Genomic DNA, 20,916 nt, shown 5'->3' with positions numbered 1-20,916 from the left:
TCGTGCCTTGCCCACAGGCTGGCTTGCCCTCTTGTCCATCTCAACCACGACAAATCATCAAGTCCATTATAATCCATCCGCCAGCGATGACACAGCCATGCAGGCTCTGACCAATTTGACAACAACCCGGCTTGTGGATCTATACTTCCGCACAGAAAATTTCTATACAGAAATTTTCTACAAGAAACTATCTGACGGCAAGTCCAAAGGGGGAAACCTGTGGACACACCACCGCAAGAGCTGGCCAGTGAGGCCATCCACAAATTTCTCATCCTCAACCGCTATCTGCGCCAGTACGCCCGCCAGGTGACCGAACATGGCGTGCGCCCCCGGGAGTTCTCCGTGCTGCGCTTCCTGCTGGAATCGGGCCCTGCCACGGTCGGCCAGGTGCAGGAATACCTCTACCGCAGCGCCAGCGTGGCCTCCACGGTCATTGCCCAGTTGGAGGCGGACGGCTACGTGACCCGGACCCGCTCGCCCGAGGACAACCGGGTGGTCATCGTGGAGCTGACGCCGGCGGGCCGGGAGATCGCGCAGAAGGCGCCCATGGGCGGCATTCCCCTGCTGCGACGACGGCTGGGCACCCTCCCCCCGGAGCGTCTGCAGATGATCAACCAGGCGCTGGACGACATCATGAGACTAATGGAGGTTCAAGAACTCGAATGAGATCCCTACGACGTATGACCCGCTACATGCGGCCCTACCGCTGGGTGCTCCTGGCGGGGCTGGTGACCACCGTCCTGCCGGTGGCCATGGAGCTGGTGGTGCCGCGCATGCTCCAGTATGTGGTGGACCAGGGCATCCGGAGCGGCAACTGGGAGGCCATCTGGAATGGGTCCCTGGTGATGCTGGTGACCGCCCTGGTCGGTGCCCTGGCCACCCTGGGCCAGGGCGTCTCCCGGGCGCAACTCTCCCAGGGCATTGCCTACGACCTGCGCAACGAACTTTTCACCCACATCCAGCGCCTCTCCTTTGCCAACCTGGACCAGATGCAGACGGGGCAGCTCATGACCCGCATCTCCAGCGACGTGGATGTGGTGCGCATGTTTCTCAGCGCCGGCCTCTCCCTCTTGTTGCGGGCGCTGCTCATGATCATCGGCAGTGTGATCATGCTGACCGTCACCGACCTGCAGCTCTCCACCATCATCTTCATCATGCTGGCCGTCGCCGCCGTGGTTATCCGCTCCATCCTGCGGGTGGCCGCCCCCCTCTTCATGGTGGTCCAGCAGAAACTGGCCGCGCTGAACACCATCGTCCAGGAGAACCTGGCCGGCGTGCAGGTGGTCAAGGCCTTCGTGCGGGAGCCCTACGAAATTGAGCGCTACCGCCAGGGCAACGAAGCCTACATGGCGGAGAACATCAAAGTGGGCCGGCTCATGGCCCTGGCCATGCCCTCCCTGGGGCTCATCACCAACCTGGGCATCGTGGCCGTGGCCTGGTGGGGCGGCCTGGACACCATCGGCGGCCGCCTGTCGGTGGGGGAGCTCATCGCCTTCAACAACTACCTGATGATCGGCATGGCCCCCCTGCTGCTCCTGAGCAACATGCTGAACATGGTCTCCCGGGCCGAGGCATCGTCCACCCGCATCCTGGAGGTGCTGGACATGGAGCCGGCCATCCGTGTGGCGGAATCTCCCCACACCGCGGAGGCGCTGGACGGCGCCGTCCGCTTCGACCAGGTCTCCTTCCGCTACGAGGCCTACGCGCCGCCGGAGGAGACGACCCCGGCGCCGGCCTTCCAGGGCAACGGGGCCGGCATGCGGACGCCGGCGGCGGTCAACGGCGGCCCCAACGGGAACGTCAACGGCCACAAGGACGTGCTGGCACAGATCAGCTTCCAGGTGAAGCCCGGCCAGCGCATCGCCCTGCTGGGCGCCACCGGCTCGGGGAAGAGCACCCTGGTGAACCTGATCCCCCGCTTCTACGAAGCCACCCACGGGACCATCGCCGTGGATCAGGTGGACGTGCGCCAGTGGTCGCCCCATTCCCTGCGCCGGCACATCGGCATGGTGATGCAACAGACGGTGCTCTTCAGCGGCACGGTGCGGGAGAACATCGCCTACGGCCGGCCCGACGCATCCATGGAGGAGGTCATCGCGGCGGCCAAGGCGGCCCAGGCCCACGATTTCATCATGGCCATGCCCCAGGGCTACGACAGCATGGTGGAAGCCCGGGGGGCCAACCTCTCCGGCGGGCAGAAACAGCGCATCGCCATCGCCCGGGCCTTGCTGGTCTCACCCGGCATCCTGATCCTGGATGACGCCACCAGCGCCGTGGACATGGACACCGAGTTCAAGATCCAGGAGGCGCTGGACGCCTACATGCGCCACTGCACTACCTTTATCGTGGCCCAACGCATCAGCAGCGTCCTGAACGCGGACCAGATCTTCATCCTGGACGGTGGCCAGATCGTGGCTCAGGGCACCCACCGGGAGCTGCTGACCACCAGCCCCATCTACCGCGACATCTTCCGTTCCCAGTTTGGCGAGGAGAGTCTGGCCCACTTTCCCCTGGACGCCTCCCAGACTTCACACCCAGACCGGAGGGAGCCATGACCCAGAACACTGGCAGACCGGCCGGCGCCATTCGCCTGGGTATCGGCGGCGGCGGCCGGCTCACCGGCGAAAGCGCCAAGGATACCCGCTCCACCCTGGCCCGCCTGGCCCACTACCTGCGCCCCTACGCCGGCCGGCTGATGCTGGTGGCGGCGCTGGTGGTGGCCGGCACCCTGATGAGCCTGTCGGGCCCTATCCTCCTGGGGCGGGCCATCGACCAACACGTCATCCCCCGGGATCTGCCCGGGCTGGGCCGCACGGTGCTGCTGATGCTGGCCGTCTACGTGGGCGCGGGCCTGGCCGCGGTGATCCAGGGCTTCCTGATGGTGGGCATTGGCCAGCATCTGGTGGCGGACATCCGGGCCAACCTCTTCTCCCACATCCAGACCCTGTCCATGGCCTACCATGACCGCCACCGGGTGGGCGACCTGATGAGCCGCCTCTCCAACGACACCGAGGCCATCAACAGCGTGCTCTCCAACGGCCTGATCGACTTCACCACCAACATCCTCTCCCTGGGCGGCATCATGATCGCCATGTTCCTCTTGAACTGGCCCCTGGCCCTGGCCATGTCGGTGTTGCTGCCCCTGATGCTCTACATCACCACCCTGGTCACCCGCTACAGCCGCCGGGCCTTCCGCAACGTCCAGCGCAATCTGGGTGGGCTCAACGCCATCATGGAGGAGAACATCGCAGGCATCCGGGCCGTCAAAGCCTTTGCCCGGGAGGAAGCGGCCATCGCCAAGTTCCGGGAGGCCAACGCGGCCAACCGGGCCGCGGGGATCAAGGCGGACATCATCACCGCGGCCCTGGGGCCCATGTTCACCACCATGAGCACCATCACCATCGCGGCCACAGCCCTGCTGGGCGGCTGGTTGGCCCTGCGGGGCATCGTCCAGGTGGGTGTGCTGGCCACTTTTGTGGTCTATATCATGAACTTCTTCCGGCCCATGCGGGGCATCGCCATGGTCTACAACTCCCTGCAGTCGGCCCTGGCCGGCGCCGAACGCATCTTCGAAGTGCTGGACGCCCAGCCGGACGTGCAGGATCTGCCCGACGCCAAGCCCCTGCGCAACATCCAGGGGCACGTGAAGTTCGACCACGTCACCTTCTCCTACGAGCCGGGCAAACCGGTGCTCATCGACGTCAGCCTGGAGGCGCTGCCCGGCCAGACCATCGCCCTGGTGGGGCCCACGGGCGCAGGCAAGACCACCATCATCAGCCTGCTCAGCCGCTTCTACGACGTGGACGAAGGGGCCATCTACATCGACGGCCACGACATCCGCACCGTGCAACAGGCCTCCCTGCGGGAACAGCTGGGCATCGTCCTGCAGGACACCTTCCTCTTCTCCGGCACGGTGATGGACAACATCCGCTACGGACGTCTGGACGCCACCGACGAGGAGGTGATCGCCGCGGCCAAACTGGCCAACGCCGACCGCTTCATCCGCCTCCTGCCCGAGGGATACCGCACCCACGTTTCGGAGCAGGGGCACAACTTCAGCCAGGGGCAGCGCCAGCTCCTGGCCATCGCCCGGGCCATCCTGGCCGATCCCCGCATCCTCATCCTGGACGAGGCCACCAGCAGCGTCGACACCCGCACCGAGATGCACATCCAGGAGGCGTTGCTGCGGCTGATGGAAGGGCGCACCTCTTTCGTCATCGCCCACCGGCTGAGCACCATTCGCAACGCGGACCAGGTATTGGTGGTCAACGACCACCGCATCATCGAGCGGGGCACCCATGAGGAGCTGCTGGCCCAGAAGGGGTTCTACTACGACCTCTACATGAGCCAGTTCCGCCGCTTTGAGATGGTCCTGGCCCAGTCGTGAAGGGGGCGCGTGGAGGAGGGGTGGTAGACGGTAGTCAGTAGTCAGTAGACGGTAGGGGGTAGGGCGCTGATGTGAGAGGATGGAGGCATCCGTCCACCGCCACCGGATAGGGCAAGCGGACGAAGGGCGCCCGGCGCATGGGATGCGCCGGGCGCCCTGGTTTCTCGGCCACGTTCGGTGGTTAAACGCCCGCCCTACGGGTCAACTTCGACCGGTGGTAAATTTCGCTAGAAGCCCTGGCGTTTGTCGATCTGGTTGCGGAGGGGAAAGCGGCCCTGGAGGAAGCGTTCCAGGTTCTCCCGGAAGATCTCCAGGATGTGCTGCCCCTCGAACTGGGTGCCGCCGGCGATGTGGGGCGTGATGAGCAGGTTCTCCAGGTCCCAGAGCTCGCTGTCCGGCGGCAGGGGCTCGGGCTTGAAGACGTCCAGCGCGGCCGCGGCCAGCCGCTTTTCCCGCAGGGCCTGGGCCAGGGCCTCCTGGTCGATGATGCCACCTCGGGACATCCCCACCAGCATGGCCGTGGGCTTCATCTGGGCGATCTGGGCGGCGCCGATCATCCCCTCGGTCTGGGGCGTGTAGGGTACGGTGACCACCACGTAGTCCGCACTACGGAGCAGGTCGTCCAACCGCTCCAGGGGCCAGAGCTCCGCCACATAGTCGGGCTTGTCCTGGGGGACAACGTCCACGGCCACGATGCGCATGTCGAAGGCCTGGGCCCGTTTGGCGATGGCCCGGCCGATGGCGCCAAAGCCGATGATGCCCAGGGTGCTGCCGGTGAGCTCGACCAGCTTAGGCCGGATACCCCGGTTGTCCCAGAGATGTTCCTGCTGGCGGAAGATGCTCTCCCGGATGCCCCGGGTGAAGGCCAGGATCATGCCGAAGACGCTCTCGGCCAGGCAGGCGCCGTGGGTTCCCCGGGCGCTGGTCAGGATCACGTCGCTCTCCACCAGCTCGGGGATCTCCAGGTAGTAGTTGATGCCGGAGCTGGGCGACTGGATCCAGCGGAGGCGTTTGGCGGCCAGGAAGATCTCCCGGTTCAGCCAGCCCAGGTAGATGTCTGCGTCGGCAATGTAGCGGGCTGTCTCGTCCCGGTTGGGGCAGTGGACGAATTCAAGTTCGGGGTATTGGGCTTGCAACTCCGGCATGGCCTTTTCCAGCCCCATGGGGTTGGCGCCGATCAGTACCTTCATGTGCTTCTCCCTGTGTCAATGAAAAGAGTGACTTTTCCGTTGAAAACGGATTCAAACCGGGTGCCATCCGTGCCGTGGAGTGCGTTTTAACGCACTTGGGGTGTGCCAGCCGATGATTTCAATCATCGGCCCAAGGCCGGCCATGGTCTCATGTAGCGCTACCGAAAGCGGCGGATGCCCTCAGCCTTTGATCACGGCCATGGGCTCCAGCCGGGCCACCGCGCGGGCGATGCCGGCGCCTTCCACCACTTCGATCACCTCTTCCACCTGCTTGTAGGCGACGGGCGCCTCCTCGGCCAGCCCCCGCATGCTGCCGGCCCGCACCCGAATGCCCTGGTGGCTCAGCCGCTGCTTCAACTCCTCGCCCCGCACCTGTTTCTTGGCCGCGGTGCGGCTCAGGTTGCGCCCCGCGCCGTGACAGGTGGAGCCGAAGGTCTGCTCCATGGCGCCCTGGGTGCCAGCCAGGACATAGCTGGCCGTGCCCATGGAGCCGGGCACCAGCACCGGTTGGCCCACGGCCCGATAATCGGGTGGGATCTCGTCGCTCCCCGGTGCAAAGGCCCGGGTCGCGCCCTTGCGGTGGACACAGACCTGCATGCGCTGGCCGTCCACGGTGTGCCATTCGATTTTGCCGATGTTGTGGGCCACGTCGTAGACCTGACGCACGTCAAAGGGCAGGCCCGTGCCCGCGAAGACCTGCTCGAAGGTCTCCCGCACCAGGTGGGCCAGCACCTGGCGGTTGGCAAAGGCGAAGTTGGCTGCAGCCTGCATGGCCGCGGTGTAGGCCTCGCCCTCGGGCGAGTTGAGGGGTGCGCAGACCAGCTCCCGGTCCGGCAGTTGGATGTGGTAGCGCTGGAGCGCCTTTTGGAAGTCCCGCACATAGTCGGTGCAGACCTGATGCCCCAGCCCCCGGGAGCCACAGTGGATCAGGACCACCACCTGGCCCAGGCGCAGCCCATAGGCCTCGGCCGCCTCCTCGTCGTAGATGGCTGTGACCTGGTCCACCTCCAGGAAGTGGTTGCCCGCGCCCAGGGTGCCCAACTGGTCCCGTCCCCGATCCCGGGCGTGCTTGCTGACCCGGGCGGGATCGGCACCCCGCAGCCGGCCGGTCTCCTCTGCATGGCGTACATCGTCATTGGTGGCCAGCCCCCGAGAGAGGCACCAGTGGGCGCCTTCGGCCAAGACCTGGTCGAGCTCCTTATCGCTCAGGCGGAAGCGGCCGCCCTGTCCCACGCCGCTGGGGCAGTTCTGATAGAGGGCCGTGGCCAGGGTATCCAGATGGGGCTCGATCTCATCCGCGTAGATGTCGCTGGCCAGAAGGCGCACCCCACAGTTGATATCGTAGCCGATACTCCCAGGAGAAATGACGCCGTCCGGCAGGCGGGTGGCCGCCACGCCCCCCACCGGGAAGCCATAGCCCTGGTGTACGTCTGGCATGGCAATGGCATAGCCGACGATGCCGGGCAGGGTGGTGGCGTTGACCAGCTGCTCGATGCTTTTGTCGGTCAACGCCTTTTCCAGCAGGGTGCGGCTGGCATAGATGCGAGCCGGCACCCGCATGTCATGGCGATAACTTTTGGGGATTTCCCAGACATACTTGTCGATGCGAATCAGATCTTTCATCTGCACCATGTTGCATTTCCCTCCTTCCGCGCTGCCAGCCCAGCCGGTGGACAACGGCGGCTTGTCCGGATCGCTGCCGGCAGGCCACTCCATACCGTTCCCTGGATGGCCGGGAAAGCCGGGACGCCCGGGCGCCGAAGATGCGCCGGAGCCGAACCCTCAGATGTCGAAGTAGACCTGGGCCACCCAGCCATCTTCGTCCGCGGCCACAAGCAGGTCATGGTAGGTGACGGCTTTGATCTGCAGCCTGGGCGCAGTGACAGGTGGATAGCCCTGGACCGTGGCCCCCAGGGTGGGGCCATCCGGCGCATCCGGCTGCCAGTGGGTCACCACACACTCCTGGAAAACGGCGCCCGTGGTTTCATGAAGGTAGAGCAGCTCGCTCAGCCAGTCCACCAACAGGCTCTCCAGGTCCATGGACGTGAGATGCACGTCCCGGCGAATGGGCGGGGTGCTGCGGTCCACCTCCACGCTGAGCAGGGCAAACATGCCCCGGGCAGCACAGGCAAAAAGGCCTTCGGGCGTATCCGAACGCACCCGCAGGCCAATTTCCGCGGTATGAGCCAACTCTTCGTACGTACATGTAGCCATGGGCAACGGCCCCTCAGGCCCTTCGGCAGTCGGGCGCTCCATCGGATCTCCATGTTCTGGTTGGAATGGCTGTTGTTGTTTTCAGTATAGGATACGCCCCTGGCAAAGTCAACGGACAGGGCCGGGGAGAGTCCCCTTTATGCCAACTTGTGCTAAAATGGGACCGGGGCCAGGGAATTCCCTCCAGTGGAACAGAATCGTTCTCGGATATCAGGAGGCATAATGGCATCGATTACTACCCTGCCGGCCTGGCAGGCCCTCCGGGAGCACCGCCAGGCCATGGCCAATGTACACATGCGGGACCTCTTTGCCCAGGATCCTCAGCGCTTCGAGCGCTTCTCCCTGCGCTTTGAAGACATCCTCTTCGACTACTCCAAGAATCGCATCACGGAACAGACCATGAAGCTGCTCATGGACCTGGCCCGGCAGACTCATCTGGGCGAGAAGATCGAGGCCATGTTCCGGGGCGAGAAGATCAACACCACCGAAAACCGGGCCGTACTTCACGTGGCCCTGCGCAATCGCGCCAACACGCCCATCTACGTGGATGGCGAAGATGTGATGCCCGAGGTCAACCGGGTGTTGGACAAGATGCGCCGTTTCAGCGAGGCCGTGCGCAACGGCCAGTGGCTGGGCTACACCGGCCAGCCCATCACCGACATCGTCAACATCGGCATCGGCGGCTCGGACCTGGGCCCCAAGATGGTCACCCACGCCCTCCGCCCTTACGGCCATCCCAACCTCCGGGTGCACTACGTCTCCAACGTGGACGCCACCGATCTGGTGGAGACCCTCAAGCAAGTCTCCCCGGAGACCACCCTCTTCCTGGTTGCCTCCAAAACCTTCACCACCCAGGAGACCATGACCAACGCCCACTCGGCCCGGGATTGGTTCCTGGCCACGGCCCAGGACGAGGCAGCGGTGGCCAAGCACTTTGTGGCCATCTCCACCAACAGCGAAGCCGTCCAGGCTTTCGGCATCGACCGGGAGAACATGTTCGAATTTTGGGACTGGGTGGGCGGCCGCTACTCTCTGTGGTCAGCCATCGGCCTCTCCATTGCCCTCTACATCGGCATGGATCGCTTCGAGGAGCTATTGACAGGCGCCCACAAGGTGGACAACTACTTCCGCACCACGCCCTTCGAGGAGAACATCCCGGTGGTGATGGGGTTGCTGGGCATCTGGTACAACAACTTCTGGGGCGCCGAAACCCACGCCATCCTGCCCTATGACCAGTACCTGGAGCACTTCGCCACCTATTTCCAGCAGGGCGACATGGAGAGCAACGGCAAGAGTGTCACCCGGGATGGACAGTGGGTAGACTACAGCACCGGCCCCATCATCTGGGGACAGCCCGGCACCAACGGCCAGCACGCCTTCTACCAGCTCATCCACCAGGGAACCAAGCTGGTGCCTTGCGATTTTCTGGCCCCGGCCCAGAGTCACAACCCCCTGGGCGAACACCACACCATCCTGCTCTCCAACTTCTTCGCCCAGACGGAAGCCCTGATGAAGGGCAAGACGCCCGAGGAGGTCCGGGCCGAACTGGAGGCCCAGGGCATCAGCGGGGAGGAGCTTCTGCGCCTGGTGCCGGCCAAGACCTTCCCCGGCAACCGGCCCACCAACTCTTTCCTGTTCAAGCGCCTGACGCCGGAGACCCTGGGCTCCCTCATCGCCCTCTACGAACACAAAATTTTCGTCCAGGGCGCCATCTGGGACATCAACTCCTTTGACCAGATGGGCGTGGAACTGGGCAAGGTGCTGGCCAAGACCATCCTGCCCGAGCTCAAAGACCCAGAACCGGTCCGAAGCCACGATTCATCCACCAACGGGCTGATCAACTACTACAAGAGCATCCGGGAGTGAGATCCGCTTCCGAAAAGAACACCACACCGGAGCCACCCATGTCCTACCAGAATCTGTTGGACTACTTTGCCGCCAGGAAGGCGGAAATCCTGGCCACCATTGAAGCCCTCGTCACCCAGGAAACCCCCAGCAGCGACAAGCCCCGGCTGGATGCCTTCGCCGAGTTCCTGGCCGGGCGGCTGCGCCAGGCCGGCGCCGAGGTAACCATCATCCCCGTGGCCGAACGGGGCAACCACGTGCGGGCCACCTTCCGCCCCACCGCCCCCGAGGGCGCCCAGGACAGCGCCCAGCCGGCCCTGATCCTTTGTCACTACGACACCGTCTGGCCGGTGGGTTCCCTGGCCACCCACCCCTTCCGGGTGGACGAACAGGGCCGCGCCTATGGGCCCGGCATCTTCGACATGCAGTCCAGCCTCGCCCTGGTGGAGTATGTACTCCGGGCCGTGGGCGACCTCCAGCTCCCCCTCCCCCGGCCCGTCACCGTCCTGATGACCTCGGACGAGGAGGTGGGCAGCCCCACTTCCCGGACCCTCATCGAAGAAGAGGCACGGCACTCAGCCTACGTCCTGGTCATGGAATCGCCCCTGCCCGGCGGCGTGCTGAAGACGGCCCGCAAGGGAGGCGGCAGCTTCGTCCTGGAGATCGAGGGACGGGCCGCCCACGCCGGCGTGGAACCGGAAAAGGGCATCAGCGCCATCCAGGAGCTGGCCCACCAGATACTTCGCCTCCACAGCTTCACCGACCTGGAGAAGGGCTCCACGGTGAACGTGGGCGTGGTCCAGGGCGGGACTGTCTCCAACGTGGTGGCCGCCCACGCCACGGCCCACATCGACCTGCGGGCCTGGACCCAGGAGGAGGCCGATCGCCTGGTGGCTGCGGTCCAGGGCCTGCAGCCCGTACTCCCCGGCGCCCGTATCCAGGTCCGGGGAGGCTGGAATCGCCCGCCGTTGGAACGCAGCGCCACCGGCGCCCTGTTCGAGCGGGCAAAAGCCATCGGCGCCAAACTGGGCCTGGATCTGCAGGAAGGGGGCACTGGCGGCGGCAGCGACGGCAACTTCACCGGCGCGCTGGGCATCCCCACCCTGGACGGCCTGGGGGTGCCGGGTCACGGGGCCCACGCGGACCACGAGCACATCGAAGTGGATCGCATTCCCGAACGGGCGGCGCTGCTCACCGCCCTGTTGTTGGAGCTGTAGGGGGACGGCCGCGGCGCCGGGGCGTCCGGCTTGTCTCCCCGTGGACGGCCATATGCCTGGCCGTCGGAGATTCAACGAGGGCAGGAGATGAAACCTTTCCTGTGGTGGGCCATGGGGGCCATCCTGGCCCTGACCGCAGTTCTCAGCGGCCACCCCTTGTCGGTTGCTGCGCAGCAGCCGGACGAGGTCGAGACGGCCACGTCCGATCTCCTGCCCATCTTCGCCCTGCCGGGCACCCTGCAGCTGGCGCCCGGCCAGCCCTTTGAGACTTATCTGATTACCGCGGACGACTCCGCGTATGGCCTGGTGGGGGAGACCGCCGCCGTCGAAGCCCAGATCATGGCCCTGCGCGCCCGAGGGCCGGGGCTGTTGGTCAAGGTCTGGGGCACCCTCTACCCGGCCGGACGGTTGAGCGACCAACCGGAGATTGTGGTCCGGTTTATCGAAGTGGCGGAGCCCGAGGCCCAGCCTACCCCGACACCGACGCCCACGCCCACACCGACAGTTCCCACCGCCCGGGCTCAAACGCCGTCGGTGGCCGTGCGCTCAGGTCCTGGGCCAGAATTCCCCCTGGTCGGCGGTCTGGCTGCCGGCCAGGCCTGCCCCATCATCGGCCGGAACAACCAGGCCACCTGGTGGCAGATCCGCTGCTCGGCCACCTTTGTCGGTTGGGTGTCGGATGGCGACGTGGAGCTGGCAGGCAACCTGGGGACGGTGGCCGTGGTCCCTGTCCAGCCGCCAGCCACGCCCACCCCCACGCCCACGCCGCCTGTGTCGGTGACGGCCTGGCAGGCCAGCTACTTCCCCAATCGGGACCTGACGGGCAGCCCGGTCCTGGTGACTACGGTGCCGGCCATCGACTTTAACTGGGGCCAGGGCGCGCCCGCGGCCAATCTCCCGGCGGATAACTTTTCCATTCGCTTCGAGCGGGTGGTCTCCTTCCCGCCGGGCGACTATCGGTTCTTCCTGCGGGTGGATGACGGCGCCCGGGTCTTTCTGGGCGACCAGCTCCTGATGGACACCTGGCAGGAAGGCGCCGCCCGGGAGCGGGAGGTGGTCCGGCGGCTGGCAGGAGATTACCCCCTGCGGGTGGAGTACTTTGAGGCGGGCGGTGAGGCGCTGCTGCAATTTGAGGTGACGCCTGTGGCCTACAGCACCGACTGGCAGGCCACGTACTACAACAACCCCGGCCTGCAGCCCCCTGCCGTGCTCTCCCGGACAGAACCCCGGGGCACATTTCCGCTGGACCGGGACTGGGGGCTGGATTCGCCGGCGCCCGGCATCGTCAGCAGCGATGACTGGTCTGCCCGGTGGGTGGGGCGCTTCCTCTTCGAGGCTGGCGATTACACCTTCGTGGCCCAGAGCGACGATGGCGTCCGGGTCTACATCGACGGTATCCAGGTGATCGACGCCTGGCGCGATGGATTCCAGGAGACTCGCAATCGGTTCGATGCCATCGGCCGTGGCGAACATGAAATTCGAGTAGAATATTACGAGCGAGGCGGAACAGCCCGGGTGCGGATCTGGTGGTACCGGGAAATCGAGGATCTCGGTCCCCGGCTGGCGCCGTAGCCCAGGGCCGAACTGGGCTGGGCAAACCATACATCCACAGAATCCTGTCCCCACGGGAAAGCGAACGACTCACCATCCATGTACCAACTGCTATTTGCCGTTTTGTTCGTCTTGCTAGCCTCGGGCATCTGCTCGGGGACGGAAGCCGCGCTCTTTTCGGTTCGGATCGTGCGGGTGCGGCAACTCCTGGAGGAAGGGCACCCGGCCGCCGGCGCGCTGCTGGCTATCCGAGAGAACATGAGCCGCCCCATCGCCACGGTGGTGATTCTCAACAACATCGCCAACATCGTGGGCAGCATCACGGTGGGTACCCTGGCGGCCCATGTGCTGGGAGAACAGTGGCTGGGCGTCTTCTCGGGCATCCTCACCTTTCTGGTCATCATCTTTGCGGAGATCATCCCCAAGACCATCGGCGAGCAGTTCGCCGAGCCCATCGCCCTGGCGGCGGCGCGTCCCATCCAGGTGCTCACCTACGTCTTCACCCCCCTGGTGTGGCTCATCGAGCAGATCACCGCTCCCTTCACCCGGGGCCAGCGCTTTCCCCTCACCGACGAGTCGGAAATCGAATTGCTGACCAAAATTGGGGAGGAGGAGGGCAGCATCGAAGAGGACGAGTCCGAGATGATTCGCCGGGTCTTCCTGCTGAACGACCTGGCCGCCCGGGACCTGATGACGCCCCGGGTGGCCATGACTTCCTTGCTGGCCCACATGACCCTGGCCGAGGCCCAGGAAGCCATCATCGCCTCGCCCCACAGCCGCATCGTGGTGACCGGGGAATCGGTGGACGACGTGTTGGGCATGGCCCTGAAGACGGATCTGCTGGCGGCCTTGATCCGGCAGGAGGGCCAGCGTACCGTGGCCGAGTTCGTCCGGCCGGTCCACTTTGTGCCCCACTCGGTGCGGGCCGATGCCCTGCTGGACTTCTTTCAGTCCAACCGGCAGCATCTGGCCGTGGTCATCGACGAGTTCGGCGGCGTGGCCGGGGTCATCACCCTGGAGGATGTCCTGGAGACGCTGACCGGCGCCATCGTGGACGAGACCGACGAATTCCCCGACCTGCGGGCCGCCGCCCGCCAACGCACCCAGGCATCCTGGCGCAACCAGGAAGGCCTGCTGGATTGAGTTGTTTCGGCCCACAGACGAGTCCACGGCAGAAACACCCGGTTTCACCGATGAACACAGCGTTAACAATCCATTGTTCCTTTGCTAACGGGGCGTTGACATCGCCATAACTCGGGGAGGCTTTACTGGGGCCAGGGCAGGTGACCCCAGGAAGAGAACGACCATCACCGCGGGGGCAGAAGAAGCGGAGGATCTCCAGAGAGAAACCAAAGCGAAAAGAGCGGACAAGTCCCCACGCCGGATCGACCACGAAAGGGCCTCCATGAAAATCGGCTTGATCTCCGACATCCACGGCAATATCCATGCCCTCACCCGGGTCCTGCAAGAATTGTATGCCCACCCGGTGGACATCATCCTCTGTGCCGGCGATCTGGTGGGCTTTGGCGCCCACCCCGGCCAGGTGATCCACCTGCTGCGCCACATGGCCATCCCCTGTGCGGCGGGCAATTACGATGCCGCGGTGGCCTGGGATCTGCCCCAGCCATCCCAAAGGCCGTCCAGCCCTGCCCTGGAGCCCCTGCGCCGGGCCGCCCTGGCCTGGGCCCAGGCCCATCTGAGCCAAGAGCAAAAACACTACCTGCGCAATCTGCCCATGACCCTGTCCTTCAAGCTGGATGGCCTCCACATCCAGGTGATGCACGCCGGCCTGGATGCCCTGGACGACTGGTACATGCCCGACGACCCCGACCGGATGGCCCGGCTGGCTGCGCGGCTGGCGGCCGACGTGGTCATCATGGGCCACACCCACCACCCCTACGCCTTCCGCTCCTGGCACGAGGGCAAGAAGCCGGGCTCTGTCCGCACCACCCTCTTCATCAACCCCGGTTCCGTGGGGCGACCGTTGGACGGGGATCCCCGGGCTGCGTTTGCCATCTTCGACACCAGAAAGCAGCAGGTCGATTTTCACCGGGTTGAATATGACGTGGATGCCGCCGCCCGGGCGGTAGAAAAAAGCGGAATGCCCCTGGCCATCGCTCGCCTATTGCGCGAGGCAACCCGCCCGGATCCGCTGCTGGCAGCCGCCGCCTGAACCAATCCCCCGGCAGGGCCGGCTGCTCAACCATGGCGCACCCAATCGGGCCAGTTGATGGTCATGCCGTCGCAGCCCGCCGCCAAGACCCGCCGGATCAGCGACTGCACTTCCTCCGCCTGGGTGGACACCCGGGTACCGTTGATGCCCCAGGCCCGCACCTCAGACACGACCTGCCGCGCCTGGGCCACCGCCTCTGGCGTGACTTCCTCTGCCGCCGGGCAAAGCTGCGCCAAAGACAGCTCCCTGGCCCCGGCCATCGCCTCCTGGTCGATGGCACGCACCAGCCAGCCCATGGGCAGGGTGGCGTCCAGGCTGCGCATGGCGGCCAGGGAATCCCGGGCAAAGGAGGTAACCAGGCAGACGTGGCGCAGGCCATGCCGCCGGATGAGCTGGTGGACCGCGGCTGGCAGGCCAGGCGCCAGCCCCTTCAACTCGATGTGATAGAAGAGCCGATCTTCGAAAACCTGGAAGAGCTGCTCCAGGGTTACCATGGGCTCGCCGCCGAAGAGAAAGGGCGAGAACCAGGAACCCATGTCTAGCCCGGCCAGTTCGGGCCAGCGCATCTCCTCCACCCGCCGGGGGCCATGGCCATAGCGGGCCAGGGTGGCGTCGTGGCAGAGAACCACCTGGCCATCTGTGGTCAACTGGGTGTCCAGCTCCACCTCATACACGCCCATTTCCTGGGCCAGCCGAAAGGCGGGCAGGGTGTTCTCTGGCGCATAGGCGGAGGCGCCCCGATGGGCGATGATGCGAAAAGTCGCTGGGACTGGGATGGGCAGTGACATGCAAAGCTCCCTTCTTGGGTGGATGCCATGATCCGCTGTGATGTGGCGGATGTCGCCATCGGTTCATCATTTCGCTCAGATCCCCCTGGCCAATATGCCCGCGCTCCGCTACAATACCCGGCATCCGCTGCTCCAGGACAAGCGAAGGAGGATCTCCCATGCGTTCACATCGGCCATCACCCCGGCGCGTGCTGATCATCGGCGCCGACGGCCTCCGCCCGGACCTTTTGGATCCCCAGCTCATGCCGACCGTGGCTGCACTGGCCGCGAGGGGCGCCCGCAGCCAAGAACACCACGCGGTCTACCCGACCCACACCCGGGTCAATATCAGCACCCTGGCCACCGGCACCACGCCGGGCCACCACGGCATCGTGGCCAACACCATGTTGGTCCCCCATGCCACGGAAGACCACATTGTCGATACCTCCAACTATCAGCACATCCAGGCCCTGGAGGCGGCCAGCCGCGGCCGCGCGCTCCTGACCCCCAGCCTGGGCGATCTGCTGGCCCAACGGGGCGAGCGGGTCGCCGTAGCCGCCACCAGTAGCTCGGGTGCGGCCATGCTCTGGACCCACCGCCATCTGAGCCGTGTGGTGAACCCCAACAGCGCCTACGGCATCGCCGACTTCTACGACCTGCGGGAAAAGCTGGGTGAAGTGCCCCCCCGGGAGGAAAGTGCCGCCCGCCAGCACTACGCCGCCGCGGCCGTGACCGACCTCTTTCTGGATGATCCGGCCAATCGGGTGATCGTTCTATGGCTGAACGAGCCAGACAACAGTCAGCACTACCACGGGCTGGGCTCGCCGGAAGCCCGGAAAGCGCTGCAGGTGGTCGACGACTGTGTGGCCAGGGTGCTCCAAGGGCTGGAGGCGCGCGGCCTGCGTGACCAGTTCGATATCTTCTTCATCTCTGACCATGGCCATTCCACCGTAGCCGCCCACAATACCCTGCGGGACTACCTGCAGCAGGCCGCGGCCGAGATAGGCCGTCCCCTGCCTCCCCTGGCCACGGCCAGCGACTACATCTATGGGTTGCCGGGCACGGCAGAACCCACAGCCGCGGAGCTTGCGCCCCTGGTGGCCTGGCTGCTGGCCCAACCCTGGACCGGAGTGGTCCTGGCCGGTCGGCCGGATCTGGCCAGCCTGCCAGGCGTCATCCATCTGGAACGGGTCTGGCAGGGCCATCTCAACGCTCGCCGCCCTCTCCTCGCCGTCTCACCCCGCTGGAGCCATGCGCCCAGCGAAGCCGGCGTGCCGGGCACCGTCATGTCCCTCACCACCCAGTCGGCGCTGCGCTCTTCCCACGGCTCCCTGTCGCCCTACGACCTCCACGCGCTCTTCATCGCCAACGGCCCCAGCTTCCAGGAAGGGCTGCTCTCCTCCCTGCCCACTGGCGCCATCGATCTGCTGCCCACGGTGCTTACCCTGTTGCAATTGCCCGTTCCCTCGCATGTCGACGGTCGGGTGCTGTGGGAACTCCTGGCCGATGCCCAGGGCGAGCCCGGGGAACCGCGGGATGAAGTGGTCGGGCCAGAGCGGTCTGCGGCCGATCTGACCGACCCGCAGCTCCAGCTCCACCGGGTGGGCGCCACCAGCTACCTGCACGGCGCGCTGCAGCCCGACACCCGCTATCCGTGGGACGCCACCAGGATGGCCTCGGTCAAGTAGAAGAAGAGCTGGCCGTCGCTGAGCTCCGGACGCAAGAAGTCCCGGGCTGCCGGCGGCGCGTCCTCCAGCATGCTCCGCAGCAGCTGGATGGTCTCTGGCGCCGCGCCCATACGTTCGGCCCAGGGCTGGAACTCCATGCGCTTGGGCGCGGTCTCCTGGTGGAGCAGGTGGAAGCCGGCACCCTCCAGGGCCGCCAGCCACTCGCCCAGGCTCAGGGCCCGGTGGTGACTGGGATCCCGCAGCCGTTCGAAGTCGTTGATGTATCGACCGGCTGCCAGCAGGGCTTCATCGGCAGCTTCACCGGCATCCCCGGGCCCTGGCACCACGTTATCCACCACGGCCAGGATCCCCCCTGGCCGCAGCACCCGGGCAGCCTCAGCCAGGAAACGGTCGATGTGGGGAAAATGGTGGGGAGCGATGCGACAGGTCACCAGGTCGAAACGCCCGGGCGGAAAGGGGAGGTCCTCCGCATCGGCCTGTTGAAAAGAAAGGTTGGCCAGCCCCTTTTCCGCAGCCAGGCGGGCGGCCACGCCCAGCATTTCCGGAGTGAGATCAGTGGCGACCACATGGGCCACATGGGGCGCAAAGGCAAAGGCGGTATGGCCAGCCGCTGTGGCAATGTCCAGCACCTGCCAGGGGCGCTCGGGCTGCACCAGTTCTACCAAGCGGGCCAGGCTGGCCCCCCGGGCGTGAACCGGGCTGGTGGCGTAGGCATGGGCATGGGCACCAAACTGGCGCTGCACCAATTGTTTCTTCTGCGTCGGTTCGTCCACAGCGACCTCCTGGTGGGCTCGAATCTACTGATGAATCTTCCGTCTAAAGCCACGGATTCTCTTGCTGGAAAATCTGGGCTCATCTGTGAAATCTGCGGTTTCTGCCGTGGGCTTACTAATGAATCTTCGGCGGTTTATCGGCAGCCGCCTGGCACTCCGGCTGGAGGCCTGGCCACGCCGTCATTATACACGCCAGCCGGGGAAATTTCGCAATTTTTATTGCTTCCACACTCCCTTCTCCTCCGCCTCCCCACCAGGCCATCCCACTGCCCATAACTGGCGCCGACTTATCCCCAGATGGGGATAACTTTGTGGATAACTTTGCCATGCTGGGGAAACTCCCCGATATCCAATTGGGGACAAGTTTCACGGCAATCAGAGGGCTTTCGCGCAATCGCGTATTTCACCTTAAAGTTATGCATCATTTCTCCGCCGACTGAACGGCTATCTCGCGTTGGCCCTTTTGCCTGCCTCAATATCTCGCGTAGCACAGGCGTTCCACCCCCACATGTTGACCATAAATAGCGACATTGGTGCCAATCTGCCCCCCAGGACGCATTGGCATTCAGCCCTGATTCTGTTACACTTAGCGGTACAGCTCAAACAGAGGGGCTTTCACGGGGAACTTATTCGTTCAAAATCGACCTTTCATACACGAACCACCCCGTTAAATTCGGCGTACCTTGAGTATGCCACCTCATCTATTTTCTGATGCCAGACCGCCTGGAGCGGCTGCTGGCATCAGAAACAATTGAACAATCAGTCTCACAATACATCCTGCCGTACTGCGCGCAACAAAATTTTTTGCGCCATCTTTTTCTATGGATGACAAGAACAGGGACCGTTTGGTTGGGCATAGCCCGTGGCGAAGCCAGGCGCAGTCAGGAGGGAGGAATTTGAAACGAAAATCGATGTCTTCATCGGGGCGCTCGCGTCAAAAACGAAACCCGCAGGATTCCGGAGGCGATCATCGTGTCCTGGCCCGACCTACGCTACCCGTGGTCACAGATCAGGCCACCGGGCCGGACTCGGCCCCAGGGGTAGAGGTCCCAGGGGAGTCGGTCACCCCGGAAGAGGAGACAAAACCCGGGGATTCGCTCCTCCAGGCGTGGGCGGAGGCCTCGCCGGGGGGCGACCTTTGCCCGGCCGAACAGCCGACGGCAGGCGATCAGTTCGATCCCCATGTCATCTGGCAGATGGCCCTGAGCGAACTGGCCCTGCAGATGCCCTCCGCCACCTATGATACCTGGGTGCGGGATACGGTGGTGGTGGCCTACGAAGATGGCGAATTTATCATCGGCATGCCCAACGCCTACGCCCGGGACTGGCTGGAAAATCGGCTCCGCCATAACATCAAGCGCACCCTGAGCAGCATCATGAACCGTTCGGTGCAGGTGCAATTCCGGGTGTGTCCCCGGACCCAGGCGGCTGAGGCAGTGGCTCCCCAGGCGCCGCTCTACGCCATGGCGCTGGATGAGGAGGAGTCCTCCAGCCGAACGCCGCCCCAGGGGGAGGGGACCGAGGTGACCGTCCACAAGCGACTGCCGGGCAATCGGCCGGCCACGGGCGGGTCGTCCGGCCTGCCGCCGGCCAGCTCGGGCAGCAGCCCACGACCGCGCCTGGCCAGCCAGTTGAACCCGGCCCATACCTTCGACACCTTCGTGGTGGGCAATCACAATCGCCTGGCCCACGCGGCCGCTTTGGCCGTGGTCGACACGCCGGGCCAGAGCTTCAATCCCCTCTTCATCTACGGCGGCGTGGGCCTGGGTAAAACCCACCTGCTGAACGCCATCGGGAATGCGGCCCTGGAGCGGGGCTACCAGATGCTCTACTGCTCGTCGGAGCAGTTCACCAACGAACTTATCAGTGCCATTCGGAATCAAAGCACCGAAGAATTCCGCAATAAATACCGCCAGGTGGATATCCTGCTCATCGACGATATCCAGTTCATCGGCGGCAAAGAGAGTACCCAGGAAGAATTTTTCCACACCTTCAACCATCTCCACGCTGCGGGGCGCCAGGTGGTACTCAGCAGCGACCGCCCACCCAAGGCCCTGGCCACCCTGGAGGAGCGGCTGCGGAGCCGGTTTGAAGGCGGGCTACAGGCGGATATCGCCCAGCCCGACTTCGAAACCCGGGTGGCCATCCTCCAGTCCAAGGCGAACAAGCTGGGGATCCCGGTGGCCTACGACGTCCTCCTGCTGATTGCCGAACGGGTGGACAGCAACATTCGGGAGCTGGAAGGCGCGCTCAATCGCCTGTGCCTCCAGGCCCGGCTGGTGGGCCGCTCCATCGACCTGGCCTTCGCGCGCAGCATCCTGGATGACCTGGCCCCCCAGCGCGTCGCCTGCACGCCCGGGGAAGTGATCCGCATCGTCGCCCAGCACTTCAACCTGCGCCCCGAGGATCTCACCGGCCGCCGGCGCACCAAGGACGTCGCAACGGCCCGCCAGATTGCCATGTACCTCCTGCGGGAGGACAACGGCCTCTCCTTGCCGGCCATCGGCGAGCAACTGGGGGGCCGAGATCACAGCACCGTTCGCTACGGCGTCGAAAAGGTGGCCGAAGACCTGGTACGGGACGAGGCGTTGCGGCTTACCATCATGACCCTGCGGGACAAAATTTACGTGCCCATGGCCTGAGGAGATTGCCGGCTCTGCCCTCTCATACGGAATGCGCCTGCAAAGAGGTTCGGCCCAAAGCAGGGCCGAACCTTGGGCCATTTCTTCGGTTTATTTTCACATAGTCAACATTTTTATACTTTTGCATTATCGGATCAATTACAGTAAACTATACAGCACGCTATAGTGGCAATGGAACAACGCTAACAGATGTGTTGGCGATGGACGGCCCGTATCGGCATACACCGCCAACCATGTTAGAGTGTTTGGAGTCAGCAATGAGCACAGACGGTCGCCAGAAAGCGCTGGAGACAACCCTGGCCGGCCTCAACAAACGTTTCGGGGAAGGTGTGGTGATGCGCCTGGGCGAGGCGAAGCGGCTGCAGGTGGAGGTGATTCCCACGGGCAGCCTGAGCCTGGACATCGCCCTGGGCGTGGGCGGCATGCCCCGGGGCCGCATTGTGGAGATCTACGGGCCCGAAAGCTCGGG

15 protein-coding genes and 1 pseudogene are annotated in these 20,916 nt (G+C 64.9%); 11 read left to right on the top strand and 5 right to left on the bottom strand.

Features of this window, described 5'->3' with window-relative positions; all coding sequences use genetic code 11:
• The first annotated feature begins 219 nt into the window (after positions 1 to 219).
• From FKZ61_RS14675 to FKZ61_RS14665, 3 genes are read left to right on the top strand one after another with little or no spacing between them, the layout of a single operon-like run.
• Positions 220 to 666, top strand: a complete 447-nt coding sequence (locus FKZ61_RS14675) for a MarR family winged helix-turn-helix transcriptional regulator (RefSeq protein ID WP_141610882.1) — start codon at positions 220 to 222, stop codon at positions 664 to 666.
• A 14-nt stretch (positions 667 to 680) separates the two neighbouring features.
• Positions 681 to 2,555 carry an ABC transporter ATP-binding protein gene (locus FKZ61_RS14670; protein ID WP_211358572.1) on the top strand — a complete coding sequence of 625 codons (1,875 nt, stop codon included), beginning with the start codon at positions 681 to 683 and terminating at the stop codon, positions 2,553 to 2,555.
• Positions 2,552 to 4,387: an ABC transporter ATP-binding protein gene (locus tag FKZ61_RS14665; RefSeq protein ID WP_141610880.1), complete on the top strand. Its 1,836-nt coding sequence runs from the start codon at positions 2,552 to 2,554 to the stop codon at positions 4,385 to 4,387. The genes FKZ61_RS14670 and FKZ61_RS14665 overlap by 4 nt, the downstream gene beginning before the upstream one ends.
• A 227-nt stretch (positions 4,388 to 4,614) precedes the next feature.
• On the opposite strand, the gene FKZ61_RS14660 is transcribed toward FKZ61_RS14665, so the two are convergent.
• The 3 genes from FKZ61_RS14660 to FKZ61_RS14650 form a co-directional block, all read right to left on the bottom strand.
• Entirely contained in the window at positions 4,615 to 5,577 is a 963-nt protein-coding gene (locus FKZ61_RS14660; RefSeq protein WP_141610879.1) for a D-2-hydroxyacid dehydrogenase, read from the bottom strand.
• Between the two features lie 180 nt (positions 5,578 to 5,757).
• On the bottom strand, positions 5,758 to 7,209 hold the full coding sequence (locus FKZ61_RS14655; RefSeq protein WP_141610878.1) for an RtcB family protein: 1,452 nt from the start codon (positions 7,207 to 7,209) through the stop codon (positions 5,758 to 5,760).
• Positions 7,210 to 7,359: 150 nt separating this feature from the next.
• Complete coding sequence (locus FKZ61_RS14650; protein ID WP_170199762.1) at positions 7,360 to 7,791, bottom strand: archease; 432 nt, start codon at positions 7,789 to 7,791, stop codon at positions 7,360 to 7,362.
• 222 nt (positions 7,792 to 8,013) lie between these two features.
• On the opposite strand from FKZ61_RS14650, the gene pgi reads away from it, so the two are divergent.
• From pgi to FKZ61_RS14625, 5 genes are all read left to right on the top strand, one after another.
• Positions 8,014 to 9,657: a glucose-6-phosphate isomerase gene (gene pgi / locus FKZ61_RS14645; protein WP_141610876.1), complete on the top strand. Its 1,644-nt coding sequence runs from the start codon at positions 8,014 to 8,016 to the stop codon at positions 9,655 to 9,657.
• A 38-nt stretch (positions 9,658 to 9,695) separates the two neighbouring features.
• On the top strand, positions 9,696 to 10,853 hold the full coding sequence (locus FKZ61_RS14640; protein WP_141610875.1) for a M20 family metallopeptidase: 1,158 nt from the start codon (positions 9,696 to 9,698) through the stop codon (positions 10,851 to 10,853).
• 87 nt (positions 10,854 to 10,940) lie between these two features.
• Positions 10,941 to 12,425, top strand: coding sequence for a PA14 domain-containing protein (locus FKZ61_RS14635; RefSeq protein ID WP_141610874.1), 1,485 nt, complete (start codon positions 10,941 to 10,943; stop codon positions 12,423 to 12,425).
• 78 nt (positions 12,426 to 12,503) lie between these two features.
• Positions 12,504 to 13,547, top strand: coding sequence for a hemolysin family protein (locus tag FKZ61_RS14630; RefSeq protein WP_141610873.1), 1,044 nt, complete (start codon positions 12,504 to 12,506; stop codon positions 13,545 to 13,547).
• A gap of 262 nt (positions 13,548 to 13,809) precedes the next feature.
• The gene (locus tag FKZ61_RS14625; protein WP_141610872.1) at positions 13,810 to 14,577 is read left to right on the top strand and encodes a metallophosphoesterase family protein; all 768 of its coding nucleotides are present in this window, start codon (positions 13,810 to 13,812) and stop codon (positions 14,575 to 14,577) included.
• Between the two features lie 26 nt (positions 14,578 to 14,603).
• Here FKZ61_RS14625 and FKZ61_RS14620 read toward each other — a convergent pair whose 3' ends face one another.
• On the bottom strand, positions 14,604 to 15,365 hold the full coding sequence (locus FKZ61_RS14620) for a glycerophosphodiester phosphodiesterase (protein ID WP_141610871.1): 762 nt from the start codon (positions 15,363 to 15,365) through the stop codon (positions 14,604 to 14,606).
• A 158-nt stretch (positions 15,366 to 15,523) separates the two neighbouring features.
• On the opposite strand from FKZ61_RS14620, the gene FKZ61_RS14615 reads away from it, so the two are divergent.
• Positions 15,524 to 17,032, top strand: coding sequence for an alkaline phosphatase family protein (locus FKZ61_RS14615; protein ID WP_141610870.1), 1,509 nt, complete (start codon positions 15,524 to 15,526; stop codon positions 17,030 to 17,032).
• Here FKZ61_RS14615 and FKZ61_RS14610 read toward each other — a convergent pair.
• Positions 16,993 to 17,805 carry a class I SAM-dependent methyltransferase gene (locus tag FKZ61_RS14610; RefSeq protein ID WP_211358571.1) on the bottom strand — a complete coding sequence of 271 codons (813 nt, stop codon included), beginning with the start codon at positions 17,803 to 17,805 and terminating at the stop codon, positions 16,993 to 16,995. The two genes, FKZ61_RS14615 and FKZ61_RS14610, sit on opposite strands and share 40 nt — an antisense overlap.
• A 998-nt stretch (positions 17,806 to 18,803) precedes the next feature.
• Between FKZ61_RS14610 and dnaA the strand changes: the two genes are divergently transcribed.
• Entirely contained in the window at positions 18,804 to 20,447 is a 1,644-nt protein-coding gene (gene dnaA, locus FKZ61_RS14605; protein ID WP_211358570.1) for a chromosomal replication initiator protein DnaA, read from the top strand.
• 257 nt (positions 20,448 to 20,704) lie between these two features.
• Positions 20,705 to 20,916, top strand: a pseudogene (locus FKZ61_RS14600) (DNA recombination/repair protein RecA); the annotation flags it as partial.

The organism is Litorilinea aerophila, assembly GCF_006569185.2.
Lineage (GTDB): Bacteria > Chloroflexota > Anaerolineae > Caldilineales > Caldilineaceae > Litorilinea > Litorilinea aerophila.
This window is presented reverse-complemented; position numbering and strand designations above follow the sequence as displayed.